The organism is Metabacillus schmidteae (assembly GCF_903166545.1).
GTDB classification, from domain to species: Bacteria; Bacillota; Bacilli; order Bacillales; family Bacillaceae; genus Metabacillus; species Metabacillus schmidteae.
Window position 1 is genome coordinate 3,235,925 of record NZ_CAESCH010000001.1, and the last position, 20,341, is coordinate 3,256,265.

General features: G+C 36.3%; 22 protein-coding genes. 3 read left to right on the top strand and 19 right to left on the bottom strand.

All coding sequences use genetic code 11. The features are described from left to right. Positions 1-389: 389 nt before the first annotated feature. The 3 genes from panE to HWV59_RS15605 all read right to left on the bottom strand — a co-directional run bounded on the left by panE (position 390) and on the right by HWV59_RS15605 (position 2,750). Positions 390-1,316, bottom strand: coding sequence for a 2-dehydropantoate 2-reductase (panE, locus tag HWV59_RS15595; RefSeq protein ID WP_102232623.1), 927 nt, complete (start codon positions 1,314-1,316; stop codon positions 390-392). 283 nt (positions 1,317-1,599) lie between these two features. Beyond that, a complete protein-coding gene (locus HWV59_RS15600; RefSeq protein WP_175639422.1) occupies positions 1,600-2,193 on the bottom strand; it encodes a dienelactone hydrolase family protein in 594 nt (197 codons plus the stop codon). 92 nt (positions 2,194-2,285) lie between these two features. Continuing rightward, the gene (locus tag HWV59_RS15605; RefSeq protein WP_102232625.1) at positions 2,286-2,750 is read right to left on the bottom strand and encodes a hypothetical protein; all 465 of its coding nucleotides are present in this window, start codon (positions 2,748-2,750) and stop codon (positions 2,286-2,288) included. Positions 2,751-3,088: 338 nt separating this feature from the next. On the opposite strand from HWV59_RS15605, the gene HWV59_RS15610 reads away from it, so the two are divergent. Continuing rightward, complete coding sequence (locus HWV59_RS15610) at positions 3,089-3,583, top strand: GNAT family N-acetyltransferase (protein WP_102232626.1); 495 nt, start codon at positions 3,089-3,091, stop codon at positions 3,581-3,583. An 87-nt stretch (positions 3,584-3,670) separates the two neighbouring features. Here HWV59_RS15610 and HWV59_RS15615 read toward each other — a convergent pair whose 3' ends face one another. The 9 genes from HWV59_RS15615 to HWV59_RS15655 all read right to left on the bottom strand — a co-directional run bounded on the left by HWV59_RS15615 (position 3,671) and on the right by HWV59_RS15655 (position 11,075). Further along, positions 3,671-4,354, bottom strand: coding sequence for an HAD family hydrolase (locus HWV59_RS15615; RefSeq protein WP_175639423.1), 684 nt, complete (start codon positions 4,352-4,354; stop codon positions 3,671-3,673). Between the two features lie 156 nt (positions 4,355-4,510). Continuing rightward, positions 4,511-4,846: a hypothetical protein gene (locus HWV59_RS15620; protein WP_142385659.1), complete on the bottom strand. Its 336-nt coding sequence runs from the start codon at positions 4,844-4,846 to the stop codon at positions 4,511-4,513. A 180-nt stretch (positions 4,847-5,026) separates the two neighbouring features. Further along, complete coding sequence (locus HWV59_RS15625) at positions 5,027-5,932, bottom strand: anti sigma factor C-terminal domain-containing protein (RefSeq protein ID WP_175639424.1); 906 nt, start codon at positions 5,930-5,932, stop codon at positions 5,027-5,029. After that, entirely contained in the window at positions 5,922-6,425 is a 504-nt protein-coding gene (locus HWV59_RS15630; protein ID WP_175639425.1) for an RNA polymerase sigma factor, read from the bottom strand. Before HWV59_RS15630 ends, HWV59_RS15625 begins: the two co-directional genes overlap by 11 nt. 553 nt (positions 6,426-6,978) lie before the next feature. After that, positions 6,979-7,728 (bottom strand): ABC transporter permease, encoded by a 750-nt coding sequence (locus tag HWV59_RS15635; protein ID WP_175639426.1) that lies wholly within the window; start codon positions 7,726-7,728, stop codon positions 6,979-6,981. Continuing rightward, positions 7,729-8,490 carry an ABC transporter ATP-binding protein gene (locus HWV59_RS15640; protein WP_175639427.1) on the bottom strand — a complete coding sequence of 254 codons (762 nt, stop codon included), beginning with the start codon at positions 8,488-8,490 and terminating at the stop codon, positions 7,729-7,731. It lies immediately after the preceding gene. A 460-nt stretch (positions 8,491-8,950) separates the two neighbouring features. Further along, the gene (locus HWV59_RS15645) at positions 8,951-9,289 is read right to left on the bottom strand and encodes a DUF1048 domain-containing protein (RefSeq protein WP_175639428.1); all 339 of its coding nucleotides are present in this window, start codon (positions 9,287-9,289) and stop codon (positions 8,951-8,953) included. Beyond that, positions 9,286-9,630, bottom strand: coding sequence for a PadR family transcriptional regulator (locus HWV59_RS15650; protein ID WP_175639429.1), 345 nt, complete (start codon positions 9,628-9,630; stop codon positions 9,286-9,288). Before HWV59_RS15650 ends, HWV59_RS15645 begins: the two co-directional genes overlap by 4 nt. A gap of 305 nt (positions 9,631-9,935) precedes the next feature. Continuing rightward, positions 9,936-11,075, bottom strand: a complete 1,140-nt coding sequence (locus HWV59_RS15655; RefSeq protein WP_235991754.1) for a M20 family metallopeptidase — start codon at positions 11,073-11,075, stop codon at positions 9,936-9,938. A gap of 226 nt (positions 11,076-11,301) precedes the next feature. On the opposite strand from HWV59_RS15655, the gene HWV59_RS15660 reads away from it, so the two are divergent. Continuing rightward, entirely contained in the window at positions 11,302-11,718 is a 417-nt protein-coding gene (locus HWV59_RS15660; protein ID WP_102232637.1) for a (deoxy)nucleoside triphosphate pyrophosphohydrolase, read from the top strand. 29 nt (positions 11,719-11,747) lie between these two features. Here the strand turns inward: HWV59_RS15660 and HWV59_RS15665 are convergent, their stop codons facing one another. From HWV59_RS15665 to HWV59_RS15695, 7 genes are all read right to left on the bottom strand, one after another. Then, a complete protein-coding gene (locus tag HWV59_RS15665; protein ID WP_175639430.1) occupies positions 11,748-12,746 on the bottom strand; it encodes an SGNH/GDSL hydrolase family protein in 999 nt (332 codons plus the stop codon). A 169-nt stretch (positions 12,747-12,915) separates the two neighbouring features. Next, the gene (locus HWV59_RS15670; protein WP_235991755.1) at positions 12,916-13,746 is read right to left on the bottom strand and encodes a DUF817 domain-containing protein; all 831 of its coding nucleotides are present in this window, start codon (positions 13,744-13,746) and stop codon (positions 12,916-12,918) included. A 264-nt stretch (positions 13,747-14,010) separates the two neighbouring features. Then, positions 14,011-14,415, bottom strand: coding sequence for a VOC family protein (locus tag HWV59_RS15675; protein ID WP_102232640.1), 405 nt, complete (start codon positions 14,413-14,415; stop codon positions 14,011-14,013). Positions 14,416-14,597: 182 nt separating this feature from the next. Then, complete coding sequence (locus HWV59_RS15680; protein WP_175639431.1) at positions 14,598-15,722, bottom strand: polysaccharide deacetylase family protein; 1,125 nt, start codon at positions 15,720-15,722, stop codon at positions 14,598-14,600. Continuing rightward, the gene (locus HWV59_RS15685; RefSeq protein ID WP_175639432.1) at positions 15,719-17,059 is read right to left on the bottom strand and encodes a 6-phospho-beta-glucosidase; all 1,341 of its coding nucleotides are present in this window, start codon (positions 17,057-17,059) and stop codon (positions 15,719-15,721) included. Before HWV59_RS15685 ends, HWV59_RS15680 begins: the two co-directional genes overlap by 4 nt. Beyond that, positions 17,049-18,038 carry an N-acetylglucosamine kinase gene (locus HWV59_RS15690; RefSeq protein ID WP_175639433.1) on the bottom strand — a complete coding sequence of 330 codons (990 nt, stop codon included), beginning with the start codon at positions 18,036-18,038 and terminating at the stop codon, positions 17,049-17,051. Before HWV59_RS15690 ends, HWV59_RS15685 begins: the two co-directional genes overlap by 11 nt. Positions 18,039-18,193: 155 nt before the next feature. Next, on the bottom strand, positions 18,194-18,988 hold the full coding sequence (locus tag HWV59_RS15695) for an AraC family transcriptional regulator (RefSeq protein WP_328824282.1): 795 nt from the start codon (positions 18,986-18,988) through the stop codon (positions 18,194-18,196). A 183-nt stretch (positions 18,989-19,171) separates the two neighbouring features. Here HWV59_RS15695 and HWV59_RS15700 point away from each other — a divergent pair, with 183 nt between their 5' ends. Further along, a complete protein-coding gene (locus tag HWV59_RS15700; protein WP_175639434.1) occupies positions 19,172-20,299 on the top strand; it encodes a glycoside hydrolase family 88/105 protein in 1,128 nt (375 codons plus the stop codon). Positions 20,300-20,341: the final 42 nt, after the last annotated feature.

Sequence of the window (20,341 nt, forward strand, 5' to 3'; positions counted from 1 at the left end):
AACAACCCTTTTGTAAGCAATCTTTTTTAGTCTATGTCCCAAAATTACCAAACAGCATCATACCAATAACGAAAATACATAAGACTATTAATACTGCCATACCAAGAGAAGAAATTGTTAAAGTAATTATTTTCAAGCGCCCTTTGACACTAAATAATGCGGTGAAAAATGAACCGAGCAGTAGTAGTAATAACAACCATAAATCCAAAGAATCAGGTAAGGGATTCAATGCTTGTGGGATAATAAAACATAAAATAATAAAAGTAAAAATCAATAACAATGAGATTAAACCAAGATACTTTTTTATAAAATCACCCTCACTCTCTTTGACTTGAGGTAGGAAGCCATAGACAATTATTCGATCTTACCTCATGTATTTTATTCCTAATTTAATGAACGTCCCTCAGCTGTTTTTCATATACTTTTAAATTCTGATAAACAACCTTCAACATTGGTGTTTCAATATTAAATTCTTTTGCCAATTGTAATAAATATCCTTGTAAATGCTTACCTTCAATTGATAAGCCCTTTTCCATATCACGCTGCATTGAAGTTTTAAAATCATAAGAAACGTTGGCTACTGTTTTCATATGCACATCAACAATATCGTCTGGAAGCGGTGCATCACAAGCTCTCATAATTTTTGCTGCTTCATCAAACAAACCTCTAATAAACTCGATCCCACCATCGCTTTCACGTACTGGACCCATTGTTGCTCTCATTAGTGTTGTCACACTTGACATAACTGTGATTAGCAAATATTTTTTCCATATATCTTGCTTGATATGATGACTCAAAATAAAGTTGGCTTTTGTCCCACTGAATGTAGTAGCAATCTGTTGAATTCTCTCTGTACTTGAATGATCCAGTTCACCAAACACAAGCTGATCAAATGTACTCGTATGCACTACTTCACCTAATTCATTTAAGGTTGTTTCTATAATACATAAGCCTCCAACCACTTTATCCTTTCCAAATGCTTGTTGTATTGGAGATAGGTGTGCTACACCATTCAATAAAGGAATAATGACCGTTTTCTCACCGATAAATGGTTTCAAATCATTAATGGTTTCCTCTAAATGATAAGCTTTTATTGAGAGTAAGACGATATCAAATGAATCTGATTTTTCATCTTTTGTGACTAATTTAGGTGTAAATGAGTAATCACCTTTTATACTACGAATGACTAAGCCGTTTTTTTCAAGCTGTTGTTTTCGTCTATTACGAACCAAAAACGTAACGTCTTCTCCCTTTTCTACTAAACGGCCGCCAAAATAGCCGCCAATTCCTCCAGCTCCTACTACTAAAATCCGCATATTTATGCCTCCATTTCACTGTTTCTGCTCTAAATTATAGGATGAGATAATATTTTAATGATAACTATTCCAACAGTTGTTTGCGAATCGGTTGTTGAGATCCTACTTCAGGTTTAAAACAATTCGACAAAAACCAAATTTTCCTTCCAATATATAAACCTTATGCTTGTGTTAAAGAAGATATAGAAAAATGATTACCTTACATATCAAAATATTTTCATCCATTAGAAATCAATAAATTTCACAAAATACTATCTTATGAAATAACCATAGTCTAAATACATCAATTTTTCATTAAAAATTCCAGCATTGCGTTATATGCTTTTGATGAGGATTCTGCATGATACTTTGTGGAATACGGATCACTAAAACCATGAAAACCATCAAACTTAATTGATTTTATGTTCCTCTCTTCTAATTTGGTTATTAATTTATCCACATTAATTGATTCCTCTTCATGAGGAAAGAATAATAATGTAGTACATTGAGGCACTACGTCTAAAAAATTCCTAATTCGCGATCCATAATATCCTACAACACCGTTTATAAACTCTTTATTGCCGCACAACCAGGCAATAGTAGCTCCAACACTAAAACCGACAATAAAAATCTTATGATAATTATCTTTCACTTGAAATAATAATTTATTTATTGTTTCTGAAGCTCTTGTAAATCCAATGTTGTCTATAAAATTGCTATAAGCAACATCTTCGTGTGCGTAGTCAAAAGCTACCTCTTGATCTAACAAATTAGGGCAGATAACATCAAACCCTTGTTTAAAAAGAGATTCACACACTCCCTTTATATGGAGATTAACTCCATAAATTTCGTGATTAACAATTATAACAGCTTCTGAATTATTATGTTTAAATATCATGTTAAACCTCACATATAATATTTTACTTTATACAATTAATATCTTCCTAGAATAAGACTACTGATTCATGATTTAAATTTAAAAAGCACTTATTAATACTTAACAATTGTTGTGATACCGTATTCTGATAAATAATTTTTATGACTCAACTCTTCTACCCATTTTTTAGGATTTAACTGATAAGTTCCATATTTATTTTGATAGGTGAAACTCCTGACATTTATTAGTATTGGTTCAGGGTTATTCATCAACTTACTCTGATAGTATTCATAGGCGTGCTGATTGGGAAAGTATAATAGTTCCAAAACATCTCCTTCTTCCATATATTTTTCAAGATACAATAAAAATAATTGATTATCAGCACCAGAGACTTCATAAATGTACGGCAAGCTAAAAAGCCCTTTGACCAAATCACCCCATCCATCCGCATCCACTTCGATCACCCATAAACTCATAAACTCTTCCATTCTTTTAAAAAATGTACGATTATTGTACTCTTGGATTTCTTCGGGTATTTTAAAAGGTTTGGATGAAGCTAAAAATGTAATTTCAGACATATGCCAACCCCATTTCAATAATTTAATTAGTTGAATTATTTTTTAATATTACTATTCATTTTATATAATTGAAGGCTCACAATTGAAGCAGCTAAACCAAGAAAAGGACATTTCCTTAACTCCAATCCCTTCCTAATTTTAACATTAATACTACTTCTTCTTTTAAGAAATTAAATGGTTTTTTCTATTTTCTATTTAAGAGCTTCCTTTCTTGTGTTGACTTAGTCCACTTTTACCATTAACATAACTGCATCTTAAAAAAATGGAGACTAAGCCAACGTTTTAGAAATGCCATTTTCTGTGCAATTTATTTCAGGCTTACTAGAAGGAGTTCGTTTATGATTATTCGAGAAATGAAAAAAGAAGACAATGCAAAAGTAAAAGAAATCATACAAGATTCATTAAAATCACTTGGATTAGCGATTCCTGGAACCGCTTATTTTGATCCTCAACTTAACGAGCTTTATCAATATTATCATCATTTAAACCATGCAAAGTATTGGGTAGTAGAAGTTGATGGAGAAGTTGTTGGAGGAATTGGTATTGCACCATTTAACGAACAAGATAACGTTTGTGAATTGCAAAAGCTATATTTACGTTCAAAAACACAAGGCTTAGGATTTGGAATGAAGCTAATGGAAACAGCTTTAACATTTGCTTCTGAACACTATACAAAGTGTTACTTGGAAACAAAGCTTGAATTAAAAACCGCATGTAAACTATACGAGAAATTTGGTTTTACTCTTTTACAGGAACCACTAGCAGGTTCCGAACATTCTGCTATGGATGCATGGTATTTAAAGAACTTGGATGAGCCATTAGTAAATGAATAAACCTGATATAATTAGAGATTTGTATATGGAAAAGGCCGGTTTCCAAATGTAAAATGGAGCCCGGCTTTTTATGAGCTACCCATTTGTTCAGTAAGATTTAAACATATTGTTGTTGATATTATCTATAACAAATGGTAATTCGGCTAAATCATTAATAATAAAATCCGCTTCAACCTTACTCCATTGAATATCTTTTTTCCAAATCCCTATCATGCCGGCATTTTGAGCAGCTTTCACATCATTTGCAGCATGGTCCCCTACAAATATGCTTATGTTAGGTGAAACATTAAGCTGTTTCAAAGCTCTTTTAAAAATTTCCGGGTCAGGTTTTTTTATTCCTTCCCATTCAGACACTAAAATAGTATCAAAAAAATCCTCAATACCTAATGCCTTTATATTGTCCATCTGGAACTGACCTTTTCCATTTGTAATGATACCTAACCTAAGGTTCCTTCTTTTTAATTCATATAACATACTTATAAGATTAGGAAAAGGAACACAATTATTTTTCATCTCACAAATATAATCCTGAAGTAGCTCTTCCCACGTTATGTCAGTTATCTCAAATTCATTTGCTAATTGTTGGTACACCTTATCTTTCCATACATACCCACGACTGTCTAATTCAATAAACCTTGTTACATAGTTTTCTCTTGGAATATGACCTACTACCTTATTTAACCTGTCATATTGAGCATTTATGAACAATTTAACTGATTCATCTCTATTCAACAATGTTCCATCTAAATCGAATATAACTGTTTTAATCATATTCATCCTCCCAATACAATTGGACTGGTTACACCATTTACAATATATCTTTTCAACTGAATATAATTTGCAATCATAATACCACTTCTTTAGATTTAGCTACAGGCTTTTTTGTGGAATCATTTTCATAAAAACACTTGATTGGTAACCTATACTTTATGGAGAGCTTTCTAGTTTAAAGAAATCTGCTGGATACATAAATCCTTTGATAACTAACCGGTTTTCATCATTTTCTACTTGATAAATTTCCATGCCATCATCCGTTTTTCCAATCTTTCTGCCAATTTTGAATTCATCATAATAGTCAGATTTGATATACTGTTCCGGTTCAGATATATATGTGTTACCGTTAATCATTAATTTATGAAGGGCATATTCAACACCATCAATTACAGTTGTATTAAAGTTTTCCTCCAGCTCATAAGTTGGTAAGCTATTACTACAACCTCCAATAATAAAAAGTGAGATTAATAAATTTAATCTAAATTTCACCATAATATACCTCTCTATTGTTAAATACTACCATTTAAATTACCATTAATATATTTCTTCATGAATTATCCATAATCATTTACATAATACAATGAGCACATTTTTTATTAATGAAATGCGCTCGATTGTTCAAGACCGTTGCCGCAATGGCTTATTCACCCTTAACCCAAAATTTTAATGCTAATATTTATCTATCGTTGCACCTATCACTGAAGTTCTAATAATATTCATATCTAGAAATCTTTTCAATTCTTTAGGTGTTCCACTAATTACTGCCCCGCTTATCATTGTATCTTCTATAGGAAAATCAGAGTAGGGATGTTCTTTTGTAACTCCAAAACCATAAGCATTATCTCCATTTAAAACTTTTACTGAATCAGAACCTGGCATATCTTCGATTTTTTTCATTTGTTTCTTTGTTTTTGAATTAATCCATAGCCAATCCACATTCTTATATCCTAATACTTCACCTAAGTCATTTGGTGTCATTGGTTTATTAAAGGAAAGGGCTACCTCGATTAAAGTGTTTTCGTCTAACTCTGTGGCAATATCTAACTCCTGTGGTAAAAAGGTATATTTTATATCGGGATAATAAAAGTCGATAATACGTTCGTTATTTAGTTGATTGTACCTAACAGACCGTTTTGCTTCTTCGTCTATTCGATTTAATTCAGTCATACCACTCCCAAGATCCATTACTTCTACTTTCCCTATGGCAGGATATTTCTTAGTCACTGTGTCCCAAACGAATTGTCTATTCCCTATTTGTTTATAGTAGATGGTTTCACCTGTTACGCTAAAAATATTATAGTGATACCTTGTACTGCTTCCGATAATTCCAGCTCCTTTTACAGGGTCTCCATTACCGGCACTAGACTGCTGAACGACATCCGCTTGTATCTTTTTATGAATGAGATACTGTGTCCCAAGATGAATGATAACAATACAAACCATCACAGTAATAATTGAAATAAGTGTATATAAACCGATTTGTTTCCATCTTGTTTTCTTTATGGAACGTTGGAATAAAGAATCGCTTAAAAAGTCAATTTCCGAGATTTGTTTAGAATTTTTTTTATCGTCCATCATGATCCTCCTTATAATATTTTAATAAACTTCTTCTTGCTCGAAATAAATTCGCTTTGACCGAACCTGTACTTATTCCCATTAGTTGAGAAATTTCAGCATAAAATAAATCAGATTCATACTTTAACAGAAGAAGTTCTGAATAAAGCGGCTTTAATTTAATTAGTAATCTACTAAATTCCTCTGCACGCTCCTTGGCTAGGATAATAAACTCCGGAAGTTCATCGACCTGGAGACCAACCATTTCTTCCTCTAAATGCAATATGTATTTTTTATTTTTTCGGCATTGGTCATAATAATAGTTCAATGCGACGCGAATTAACCAGCTTCGAACCTTTGTTGAACGAATAGAGTCAGAGTATTTTAGGTATTTGTATGCTGTTTCTTGTACAGCGTCTTGAGCATCCAGGTGAGGCACACCTTTTTTTAATAGATAACGAAAAACAATATTAAGTTCTCTATTTAAGACTTCATTCTTTATTGTTTCTTCCATTCTCCCTCCCCCTATGTTTATAAGACGTTTACGTGTAAAAAAAGTTGTTATTTTTTGGGGTGAAAAATATAAAAAATGTAATTTCACCTGAAAACTTTGAGGCACACACTTCTTTTTCTCCAATAAAAAAAGGACGTCTAGTCCTATTTACTGTACTAAAATTAGAATTCCAGTGTTAGATTTATGGTTGGCTCCAGTTAAATAAAGAATACATAACAGCTAAAAATAGTAAAATTGAAACACTTAATGAAACATAAGAAAAAAACTCATATTTTTTTATTCTTATCAGTCTAACACTTAAAATTATTACTGCTACCGACAAAGGTAATGATAAATAGAATCCTAATAATCCTAAAATTTCAATTTGAATTGGTAACGCGTAACTTAAAGTACCAAGTAACTGATGCGAAATAGCATCTAATAAATGAACGAAGTAAAAAATGATCCGACATGTTTCAGAAGACATAACTAATCACTCAAAACGATAACTGAATCTTCAATATTTAAAAAGGATCTTTCTCGGAAGATCCTTTTTGTTTAGTTATTAATGTAACTACCCTAACTGACGTTTATATGCTTTATTGGCGAAGAAGTATGCAATGACCATGATGCCGATACACCAGGCAAGTGCAGTCCAGATATCGTTGCCAACAGACTCTTCATACAAGAGGGCACGAATCGCATTCACGATTGACGTCACAGGCTGGTTTTCAGCGAATGCACGGACAATTTTAGGCATGGTTTCGGTCGGTACAAAAGCAGAGCTGATAAACGGCAGGAAAATCAACGGGTAGGAGTAAGCTGTCGCGCCTTCCATTGACCCTGCCGTCAATCCGGGAATGACTGACAACCATGTCAGCGCTAGCGTAAAAAGCCCTAGTATCCCAGCTACCAATAACCATTCAAGGATATCAGCACTGGAACGGAAACCCATCAAGAGCGCAACTAGGATAACAATCATGACAGTTAGCGCATTGGAAACAAGCGATGTCAATACATGAGCCCACAATACTGACGAGTTCTTGATGGGCATGGTAATAAAACGTGCCATCAGTCCGCTCTTTACATCTGTAAACAGCCGCAAGGACGTGTAAGCGACTCCGGAAGCGATAGCCATCAGCAGAATTCCCGGCAATAAATAATTGACGTAGTTGTCCGTGCCAGCCTCTATGGCGCCGCCAAATACGTAGACAAACAACAACATCATCATAATCGGTGTAATCGCCACCGTGATTATCGTATCCGGGCTGCGCATGATATTCCGCATTAATCGTCCCAATAATACCCCTGTTTTACTATTCATTTACATCTCCTCCTTTTTCCCGATGATCGCAAGGAAAATTTCCTCCAATGTCGGCTGCTTCTCAACGTACTCCACTTTCATTGGCGGGAACATCTTCTTAAGCTCGGTAAGGGTACCGGTTGTGATGATTTTTCCATCATGCAGAATGGCGATACGATCCGCTAATTGTTCAGCTTCCTCCAGATACTGTGTTGTTAACAGGATGGTCGTGCCTCCTTCGGCAAGCTCCTTAACAGTTTCCCAGACTTCAATCCGCGCTTCCGGGTCAAGTCCTGTCGTCGGTTCGTCAAGAAAAATGACTGCTGGCGTTCCGATCAGGCTCATAGCAAGATCTAGCCGGCGCTTCATCCCGCCGGAATACTTATCAGCCCGGCGATCGGCCGCATCGTTTAGGCTGAATTTTGCCAGCAGAATGTCGGCGACTTGAGCAGGATTGGGAACTCCCCGTAACTTGGCGATCATCATTAGGTTTTCCCGTCCGGTGAGCATGCCGTCTAAAGCTGCGAACTGCCCTGTCAGGCTGATGCTTTGGCGAACATAATCCGGTTGACGCTTGACGTCATACCCGCAAATAGCTACTTCGCCGCCGTCAGGCTTCATTAGTGTTGAGAGGATGTTCACCGTCGTTGTCTTGCCAGCTCCATTAGAACCCAACAGTGCGAAAATTTCGCCACGTTTCACCTCAAAATCAACCCCTTTTAACACTTCCTTGTCTTTAAAAGACTTTATTAACCCTTTTACAGAAACCACTTCATTGCTCATCCTTTTCTCCTCCTTTTTAAAAGTGCAACAAGGCCGCTTGCGAAATCCGGAAATTTGAGATCTTTGTCTTAATTAACGAACTGATTTCTCGCCTTCAGACGAAAAGGTATAATTATCAGGTCGATCTCCTTATCATAAAAGATCACCTACTTAGTCTGACTGATAATCTGTATAACTAACTACTGGATAAAAAATAGAACTGAATAGTGAAGGTATCATTCCTATTTGGACCATCTATTCAGCCGGTATAATTCTATTGAATTTACTTTTTTCTCAATAACTACTTGACACACTGAATCATATTATCACGTTACTTGACGAAGTAGGTTTTAGCTTTGCCACTAGTTCAACAGCTAAAGACGCCACATTTCCCCTGTATTTTAAGCAACTATCTTCCTTCTGCCACACAGGTTACGATCGTTAGTGTCGATACTAGGGAAAATACATTAGAATATTTCCGTTAGCCACGACCAATTGTATCATTCAACCTCTTGCGATACTTATCATTCCAAGTTTTCGTATCCTTCACTAACTCGTCGCAGAAAGCGGCAACGTCCTCACCCGTGAGGTCAGTGACTTTCTTGCCTTCCGCTGCACCTTCTTCAAAGAGATCGAGAATGCCACCAAAAATACGACTCGTGTCTTTCCAGTCGATTGGACCACCAGCTGTCCACAAATATTTTTTGATCGCGTTGTAAGCATTGCTATACTCACTTGGGAGTGCCTTCCCTCGCGCCTCCATTGCCTTCCATTCCCGCTTGTCTTCCATACTTCCGATAATTTTATCAAATATACTCATAAAAATTCTCCTTTTGTTTTTACTTTTGATTTGAGTTCGTTTATTTTACTTGAAACAAACTCCCATTTTTTCCAAAAATTCTTCAAATGCTCTTGACCTGCTTCATTGAGAGTGTAAAATTTCCTCGGCGGTCCCATTGTTGATGGCTTTTTCTCGATGTCCACCAGATTGTTTTTCTCAAGCCGCATGGTAATCGTATAAACTGTGCCTTCAACAACATCGGTGAAGCCAAGTTCTCGCAGTTGTTGCGTAATTTCATAGCCGTAAGTTTCGCCGCGACTGATGATTTCAAGCACACAACCCTCAAGCACCCCTTTCAGCATTTCTGTAATATTTTCCACATGTTTTCCCTCACTTTATATTTCAGTACTTATTATTACCAGTATTTTGTGATACTGATATTTAGTATTACTCACTACCACTATATAGTAATGCAGAATAGCATTAGTTGTCAATAAACTTTCAGTCAAAAAAAGCCCAATTTTATTGTCTTAATAATTTTTTATTTTGATAGCTCTGAAATTACTCCTGCCTATTGAGAAGATTACATAAATAAAAAACCAGGATAATTTTTATCCTGGTCTGATCTTGCTTACAAATAGGATCGAAGCATATGATATAGAGACATTCATTTTAAGTTAACACATTATCTACTTAGTTTTTCAATCGTCTTAGCAAGTAATGCTGTATACTGAGGGAATGTTTTTAAATCTGTATATTCTTCCTTTTCACTATGAGAAAACTCGCCCATTGGACCCATTCCATCCACGGTAGGTATGCCTTCACTTGCCGTAAAGGAGGCGTCAGAACCTCCCCCTGAACTTACTTCTCGGATTGACATATCAAGATCAGCTGCAGCTTCATGGATAACATTTATCAACTGCTCGGTCTCATTTGTTTTCTGCATCGGAGGTCGACTCATATCCCCCTTTAATTTGGTAAATGTTCCTGATACATGCTCTTCCTGTGAAATTTCCGTTATTTTCCTAACAATCTCTGTTGCCTGATCTTCATGCTTATATCGTACATCAATATCAGCTCTCGCTACCGAAGGGATTGTATTTGTTGATGTTCCCCCTTTAACTAATCCAACGTTCACTGATATTCCCTCATCATAATTGTTCAACTGCTGTAGTTTGAGAATTTTATGAGAGATTTCCTCAATCGCACTTCTTCCCAGTTCAGGTTCTACGCCGGCATGGGCACTTTTCCCTTTTACATACAACGTGAAATGGCCAACACCTTTACGTTCAGTGACAATTCCGCCATTTGGGCGCGCACATTCGACCACGATAGAATACTGTTTGTTTTCAGCAACCTGTTTAATTAATGGCTTTGAGGAAGGCGATCCGATTTCTTCGTCACTGTTAAAAATAATATGCACATTTTTATACGCATCAGATCCTGCTTCCATTAAAGCCTTTAGTGCATATAAAACCTGAACATGACTTGCTTTTTCATCATTTACACCTGGACCCAAAGCTTTATGGCCAATTACCTGAAATGGCCTTTTTTTAGCTTCTCCCTTTGGAAAGACGGTGTCCATATGGGCAATGATTAGAATTTTTGGGTCACTATCACTTGAAGCTTTTATTTCTAAGTGATTACCCAGCTTTTGTTCGGAATGAATCTTAACATCCATTCCTATCTCCTCAAATTTCTCTATTAAAATGTTACCTACTGCATCTACCCCTTTCTTATTGTAAGTTCCGCTGTCTGTATTCACTAAACGTTCCAAAAGCTCATACATTTCTTGTTTCTTTGATTCTAAATATGTTTCAATCATTTCTCTCTCCTTATGCTTGTTTATAAATTCATTACCCACTGTATTTAGAGGAATAAACATATTATTTCAAATAACAGACTCGATTCTGATGTCTCTTAATCCAAGCATTCAAATCACTAGAAATTTGGTAAAATAATTAGGGGGAACATGTTTTTACAACGTTGCTCGATTTCATGTATAGAATAACGGTAATTGAAGATGTAGAAAAACAATGTTGGAGGAGATAATGAAAAAACTAGTGAAAGTAGTCGCTGCCATTATTGAAAATGAACAAAACGAAATTCTCTGTGCACTAAGATCACCTAACATGACCATGGCGAATATGTGGGAATTTCCGGGTGGTAAAGTAGAAAAGGAAGAGGATATTTATACTGCCTTAGTTAGAGAGATAAAGGAAGAGCTCAATTGCACAATTGAAACTGTTGATCTATTTCATGAACATACTCATGAATATGAACATTTTATCATTCAATTACTATGTATTAAATGTAACATGATTAGCGGTCAACCCGAAGCTCGTGAACACTCTGCATTACTCTGGTTAAAAAGAGAAAATCTCGTCTCCTTAAAATGGGCACCCGCTGACATTCCCGCCGTTGAAAAATTAATTGGTCCAGGGGGACAGGTTCCTTGTCCCAATTAAATGGGACAAGGAACCTGTCCCTTCGGACCTTAATTTGGTTCTACGGTAACTTCATCAATGTTCTCTAAAATCCGCTTTGCCATTAGTTTGTATCCGCTTGTGTTTGGGTGGAATTGATCTTTAGATAATAATTCTATGTCAGAATCACTAAATAAATCTGAGGTGGGGATATAATTTACATTTTCAAATTGTTCGGTAACGGCTTCACTAGACGCATTCCAATCGTTAACAATCATTTGTAATTCCTTAATGTCGCCAAAATAATGTTCGAATGGATTATAAAAACCGATTAAATATATTTTTGTGTCAGGATTTATTTCATTAACCTTGTCAAGAATGGCTGTTAATCTTTCGAGATAGCCTGTTTTTGCTTGGTCAAATTGATCTACTTGAAGATTCATAATATTATTTTTTACTACTTTCATTATATCGTTAGCCCCAATTGTAATTAACACAACATCAGCTTGTTGAATGGATGCTTCGATTTCTTTCTTTTCTAGACGTTTTAATAATTGATCTGTTCGATTTCCTCTTTTCCCATAGTTTTCAATGGAAATATCTAAATTATTTTCTTTAAACGTATTCGTTAAGATCCCGACATAACCGCCGTTTTTTGTTTCATCTCCAACACCTTGAGTAAGGGAATCACCTATGGCTACTACATTTAGATCTTTTTCAAATAATTTGATTACACCTTCTACTACTCCCTTAACCTTTTCCCTAATTCCTTCCGTTTTTGTGTCCTCTTTATCACTCTCACCATCTACTTTTTCCTTCTCTTCGTCTTTTGCCATTTCAACAGAAACATCCTCAACCACTGCCTCTTTCTCACGTTCTGTTTCTTTAGAATTTTGGTTTTCTTCCGCTAAAGATTGTTCTGTATTTTCATTCGAATCTGTCTCTTCATTCATAATTTTTGTTTCGACAGATGCCGGTTTCGTTTGATTAGAATCTGAAAGAAAGAAGTAAAGGCTAAAGGACACCACTAGCAAACTAACAATTAGGATCAATATTTTCTGTTTCACCATGTTTAACACACCTAACAATTTATAGTACTGTTTTAACGATTTTTTTATTGTACATGAATAATAACCAAAACCTAAAATAATAAACATCGTTTTTTAGTATATATATGTTATAGTTCACGAACATTGAATCGTTTCTTATCCATTGTACTATAAATGTTTATAAACACTTCTAGGAAATTATACCCTTAGACACACGATCCGGTTTACTGTTTCCCGATTTTTCAGGAGCGCTTTCCTGTATGATGTCCCGCTTTACAAGCTTTAACGTTGCTACGATTAAAAAGCTAACAATGACTAATAATAGCCATGAACTTACCTTCCCTAAATGAACCAGGCTCCATGCATCTGTTTGGTTTGGATATTCCCACGCTCCAAAGTACGTGGCAATATTTTCGGCGATCCATATAAAAAAACCGATGAGTACAAAAGAAAGTGCGAGCGGCATACGGTATCGAGTTCCGTTTACCTCATATGTGACCACTGATTGCCAAAAGACTACTATTACAAGTCCAGATAACCACCAACGAATGTCAATCCAATAATGGTGGGTGAAAAAATTCAAATAAATCGCAGCTGCCAGAGGCACAACGACCAAAAACGGCGGCCACTTATCCAGTTCGACCTTAAGCCTCCTCCACGCCTGGCAAAGAAAACTCGCTACACTTGCATACATGAAACCGCTATACAAAGGCACTCCAAAAATTTTAAAGAACCCTTCCTCCGGATAGGACCATGACCCCATATGTACTTTAAAAAGTTCCAGAGCAAGCCCGATAATGTGAAACAGTGTAATAACCTTTAGTTCATCCCGTGTTTCAAGTCCTGAACGAACCATCCACCACTGCATGAAAAGGCAGATGATAAGCAGCCAGTCGTACCGTGGTAGAAAAGGAAGTGATATAAATTTTGTGATAGCCAAAGAAACAAATATGACGACAGGAAACAAACAGGATAAGGCCTGTTCCCAACCAAAATAAGCGAGCTGTTTTAGTGCTCTCATGATTTCTACCTCCATAGAAAGATTGACTGTAGATATTTCCTAAAGAACGGTTTAATGAAAATCAGTGACCCTTGTTAACATTTAACAACCATCATTTATAACAATTTGAATTTAACACACATTTTATTGATTTACAATAAATAAATAGTGTTTTTTAATTAATTGTTATTGTTAATTTCACAACACTTTCATTTTTCCCATAAAAAAAAGCACTCCCCATTATGAAGGAATGCTCAATCGTTACACAAATGCTATTATTATTCATTAATCTTCATGACTAAATTGCCAATGGATATTATACTTATCCGTTACACTTCCGTAACATTTACTCCAAGGTGTCTCTTGAAGCTCCATCTTAACAGAACCGTCATCCTTTAGTTTTCCAAAAGCATCTCTGATTGCAGATTCGTTATCGCTTACATATGCGATTGTAATGTTGTTACCTACTTGATAAGGAGTCCCAGGAAAATTATCCGAAAACATCAATTTAGTCCCGGAAACCTCTAGATATGTATGCATAATTAAGTCTTCTGATCCCGGAGGTAGATGTTCTGAATGCATAGATCCGAAGGTCATAAATTCAGGCTCCTCAAGACCAAACACTTCTGCATAATAGAGGACTACCTCTCGTGTATTTCCGTCAAAAATTAAGTAGGGATTCAATGCCATATTACCACTCCTTTATTTGGATAGTTTTTACATTAACATCTTACCATAATCAAAACCAAAAATCAAACATATGTTCCCTAATAAAAAAATAACTGCACTACCCACTTGGTGTAATGCTCCATTGAAAAAATTGATATAGTATGTTTACTATTTTTTACATGATTAAACTACTTAATAAACAACTATAAGTGTATTAATTGTTTTGCTGATAATTTTTCATCAGCCTCAATCATTGACTTCCACCCCATCTGCTGACACATTTTATGAATTCTGCGCATGTCCTGTCTAGCAACAATTTTGGAGCATCCTGCTTTTTTTGCAATACTAACTGACCATCGCAGCAAATCTACCAATGTGTCAGCTTGTGCTTCCTTAAATCCAAAATCCAGCAATATTAACTCATCTTTGTTTATACCGAAACGGGCATAACCCCAAAACGTGTCTGCTTTCATCTGTCCAGAAAACAACTCTCTGTCCTCAACAATATGATTCGCTTTTAATGGTTCTGATAAATGCTGAATCCATTGATTTTCTGCACCTTTTCCAGAAGGGATTTTATCTAACCTCCACTCCAATGTTTCAGCAGCTAATCTTTGTCTATCCTGTGAGCTCGCTACTATTGTCCACTCATGTAACGGAATAGATTCAGAAACAGGAATATCAATTGAAATTTTCCAAGACCTATAATTTGGTGTGATTCCGATCCCTTCTATTAATTCAGATATTTTTACGGGTTGTATGCCTCTTTCCTGAGCACTTCGAATAAGCTGTTTTAGTGCAGCGGGAGTTTCTTTCGTTATATCATTGCTATGTAGAACAAGTATTGAACCATTATAAAAAAACCCCCGGCTGTTATCGATAATTTTCTGAGCTGGAATTCCTGCCCAATCACCTGTATCATTCCCTTTTATGCTGTGATAGCCCCATTCTGAAAGCCAACTAAGGTTTTGCTCGTTATAATTTAGATAGGGAAAACGGAAAAAGTTCGGGCATGGCTGTCCCGTTGCTTCTTGAAAGGCTAGTTCTGTTTCCTTTAATTCTTTTAAAAATACTTCTTTTGATAGTTCTGACATTCGACGGTGATGGTAAGAATGTGATGCAAGTTCATGACCGCGTGAGATCAGCATTCTTGCTTTTTCCGGGTGTTTGTCAATCCATTCTCCAGTGAAAAAAAATGTGCCTGATACAGAGAATTGTTCAAGTGCTTCCAACCATTCTTCTAACGGCTGTTTGCTTGGACCATCATCAAATGTAAAAGCGCACGTACTTATAGTTGGATTACCTTTTGAAATTGTTTTATCTATCATTTTATGCCTCCATTATTATCATTTGACTTATTAAATTGAGGGAGATATTCCTTATTTTTATCTAATATATCTTTAAAAATCTTTTTCGCTAATTCTGCGGATCCAACGAGAGGATGAATCGTCAATGCTTGCAATCCGGCTTGAATATCACCATGTACTGCCGCTTCTACGGTAAGCTCTTCATATGCTTTCACTATTTGTAGCAAGCCTCGAATATGTGGCGGTAAGGTTGTTTTAAGTTGTAATGGTGTCGGACCTTCTGAATCTATGACACAATTCACCTCTACTGATACATCATCTGGTAAACATGAAATGAGTCCATTGTTTTTAACATTAACAATTTGAATGTCCTTTTTATTGTTATAAATGGATGTCATAAGTTGAACTGCAGCTTCAGAATAGTAGGCCCCCCCGCGTTTTTCAAGCTGAATAGGCTTACTATTTAAATTAGGATTTTTGTAGAGTTTAAAAAGCTCTTCCTCCACCTTCCTCACTTCGTCTGCTCTTGTTCCTTTCGTCTCAAAATCTTGTAATTGCTTTTCTATCATCTTATCTTTCATATAGTAATATCTTAAGTAACTGCATGGAATCATCCCAACCGATTGAATAAATTCAGGATCCCATTCTATATCAGGTATATTCTTAACAGTCACACCCTTTGCACCGGACATAATGTCTAGTACTTCGCTTGTTATCTCTTTCCCTTCTATCCATACTTTTGTTGTCCAATTCAAATGGTTAATTCCGACCATTTCAATATCAACTTTTGACACATCTACATCCATCATTTTCGCTATTGACATTTTGGTACCGATTGGAAGATTACATAAACCAATTGTTTTTACTTTTGTATACTTCGTTACAGCTTCTGTTACGATACCTGCAGGGTTGGTAAAGTTTAATAAAAAGGCATGTGGAGAAAGCTCCTCTATATCATGACAAATATCCAAAATAACCGGAATCGTTCTTAATGCCTTGGCAAAACCACCTGCACCTGTTGTTTCTTGGCCTAAAAGTCCATATTTTAACGGAATCTTTTCATCCCGCGATCGGGCATCAAGCATTCCTACGCGTATTTGTGTTGTTACAAAGGCTGCATTCTTTATGGCCTCCCTTCGATCTAACGTCAGATGGACATCAATAGGCAAATTGGCTTTTTCAATCATTCGCTTTGCAAGTGCACCGACTGTTTCCAGTTTTTCATGTCCTGGCTCTATATCAACTAAATACAGCTCTTCGATAGGAAATTCCTCATATCGTTTAATAAAACCTTCAATCAGTTCTGGTGTGTAGGAGGAGCCCCCGCCTATAACAACAACTTTCAATTTAGTTGTCATTTTCTTTCTTCCTCCTATCGTTCCTAAATTTTTGATAGATTTCACCAGTTGTCTCGATTCCTAAATGATCCATTGCTAGCAGAATGGATCCATATACAGGTTCAATGTCAGGAATGATGATTGAAATGTTAGGATTTTCACTTTCTATTTTCGACTTTAATGATTGAATTAAATGATGACTTCTCCCCTTTTGTAAAATTGAACCGACTAGTACAACTGGTATGGTATCGCTTTCAAAATCACCTAATCTTTTTATCACAGAATTCGCCGCAATCCCTAACTCTTCACCCGTTTTCCTCAATAGTTGAATCGCAAGGTGGTCTCCCTCTGCTGCTGCTTCATGTAAAACAATCGCTAATTCACCAGGTACCTCATAAATATCCCGGTCCAAAAAATCATTAACAAGTTGTTCCATTGTTTGAAAGCCAAAAAATCCGGAAACTTTGTCGGTTAATATAGAATGGATTTCCCGCTGCTCCCATGATCTTACGGCTGAACGAAAAGTCTCTCGTGCCATATATATTCCACCTGCAGCATCTCCGAAAAGATATCCCATACCTCCTATTTGAACGACTTTCCCTTCCTTATTTCTTCCTGCTGCATTTGTGCCTGTGCCACATACAAGCACTACTCCGATGTTATTTTCACTGCCAATTCTTAACCCTTCGAAAGTGTCACATACAACATTCCAAGACTTAAGGGGTAAGGTACTCAGAGCTGGACGTAATATGGCAAAATCTTTTTCACGATCAGCTCCGGCAAGCCCATATTGTGTGAAGGAAATATCTTCATATTGAAGACCGGAAGTTGCCAGTGCTTTCTCAATCGATTCTTTAATGTTCCTCAATGCAGTATGAATTCCTACATCTTGATGATTTCCTCTACCTGACAAACCCTCCCCTACTTTATTTCCATATTCATCTGTAATCACGGTATATGTCTTACTACCTCCACCATCAACACCCATTAAATAACGCATCTATCTCCCCCCTGATGACCACGTTTCTTATCATATATAACTATTCTACAATTCACCTGCACATGACAAATTCTAGAGATGGTCCATGGGGACAGGTTCCTTGTCCCACGGGTGGGTCGAGGGACCTGTCCCACGGACCACCTCTGTGCCCAGCGCTACTTTCTTTTCCGGTAGTGTAATGGAGCATATCCTGTAACTGATTTGAATACCCTTCCAAAATGAGTAATACTTCGGAAACCTACTTTTTTATATATGAAGTTGACTTTCATGGTAGACTGCTCCAGAAGTTTTTTAGCTTCTTTGATTCTTACGCTGTTGAGATATTCAATAAATGTAAAGCCTGTTGCTTCTTTAAAGAATCGGCTTAAATAGTAGGGACTTACGTAGAATTTATCTGCTAGTAAATTGAGTGATAAATCATTCATATAATGGTTGTTTATATAACGGACAACCTCTGAAATTCTTTCATGCATTGGACTTGGAAATTCTAATGACTGTATTCTGTTTTGTTTGATATGCCGGCAACATATTATGAGCAGCTGCTGCACTAATGTTTGAGCATACATCTCGAAGCCCTGCATTTTATCCTGAATTTCCTGAATGATATTATTCGAGAGTGCTTCAATCAATATCCGCTCTTGAAGTGAACATCTCAAAATCATGTACTCCTGCTCGAATAGTGGCTGAAAAATTCCCCTATTAGACTGGTCACAGGATCCCATGCAGCTTTCATGGATGTTGACAATAAACCGCTCATGCTTTGGCAATTCTGTATTCGTCGTTCGATGAAGTATATTAGGAGAAATAATAATAACATCCCCTTCTTTTACAACAAACGTCCGATCCTTTATAAAAAATTCCCGTGTACCTGACATTAAGTAATATACTTCAAATGTACTGTGAAAATGATTTGTTGGCATATGATGACTAAGTGCTTCTCGGTATGACACTGTGAAGGTTTCCTCATCATTTTTGTATAAAATATTCTTCAGAAGATACCCCTCCTTCATAACCCAATTTTTTATTTAGTTTTATATTACCGCAAGATATGAGTGATTTTAATGAATTACTGCAAAAAATGTACATTTCATTGTGCTACTCTAGTTTTAAACAAATGAAGGAGGAAGATTACTATGAGTTTTTCTGAATCTAGTACATATAAAACATCAAAGGAAACGCTTACTCCACTTGAATGGGCTGAAAAAGCTTGTGAGACGTTAATGGCAAAATTTGAACCGGAATTGTTGCCGCCGGAACGATTTCATTATCATCAAGGTGTTTTTCTATCTGGCATGGAAAAATGCTGGAGGCAAACGAACAAAAGTAAATACTATGAATATATGAAAAAATGGGTAGATAGCCATATTCTTGCTGATGGTACCGTATTGAAATTTAACTCAAACGAACTCGATGATATACAACCAGGTGTGCTTCTTTTTACCCTCTATGAGCAAACAGGAGATGAACGCTATAAAAAAGCATTATTCAACCTGGTTCCTTTGTTAAAATCATGGAAGACGAATCCATCAGGAGGATTCTGGCATAAAGAGCATTACCCAAATCAAATGTGGCTCGATGGTTTATACATGGCAGGACCTATTGCCGTTCAATTCGGTAAAACCTTCGATCAAAGTGACTATTTCGATATGATGACCTATCAAGCAATACTCATGGAAAAGCATACAAAAGATCCGGATACAGGTTTGTTATATCATGGCTGGGATGAAACGAAAGCGGCAAATTGGGCAGATCCTATCACTGGAATGGCACCTGAGTTCTGGGGCCGTGCAATCGGCTGGTACCCTGTAGCCTTATTGGAAATGTTTGATTATCTTCCTGAGGATCATAAAGATAAACCAAAGCTGATAAGTATCCTTCAGGACCTGCTTATAGCGTTAACCAAATACCAAGATCCTGCAACTGGCTTATGGTATCAAGTAGTTGACAAAGGACACCTTTCTGATAATTGGTTGGAAAACTCTTGCACATCCTTATATGTTCAAGCTATTGCGAAAGCGGTTCGTTTAGGTTATCTTGACAGCAAATATATGGAATATGCTCAGAAAGGGTATCAAGGTGTGATTGATACGCTGAACTACGATAATAATGGAAACGTACTCATTGGCAATATCTGCATAGGTACCGGGATTGGTGATTACGCTCATTATATTGCACGACCTACGAGCGAGAATGACCTTCACGGAGCAGGAGCGTTTATTCTTATGTGTGTGGAAATGAGCAAAGCACAAAACAAGATATAAAAAATAAAAAAACAGAGGCATAAGCCTCTGTTCAGACTGTTG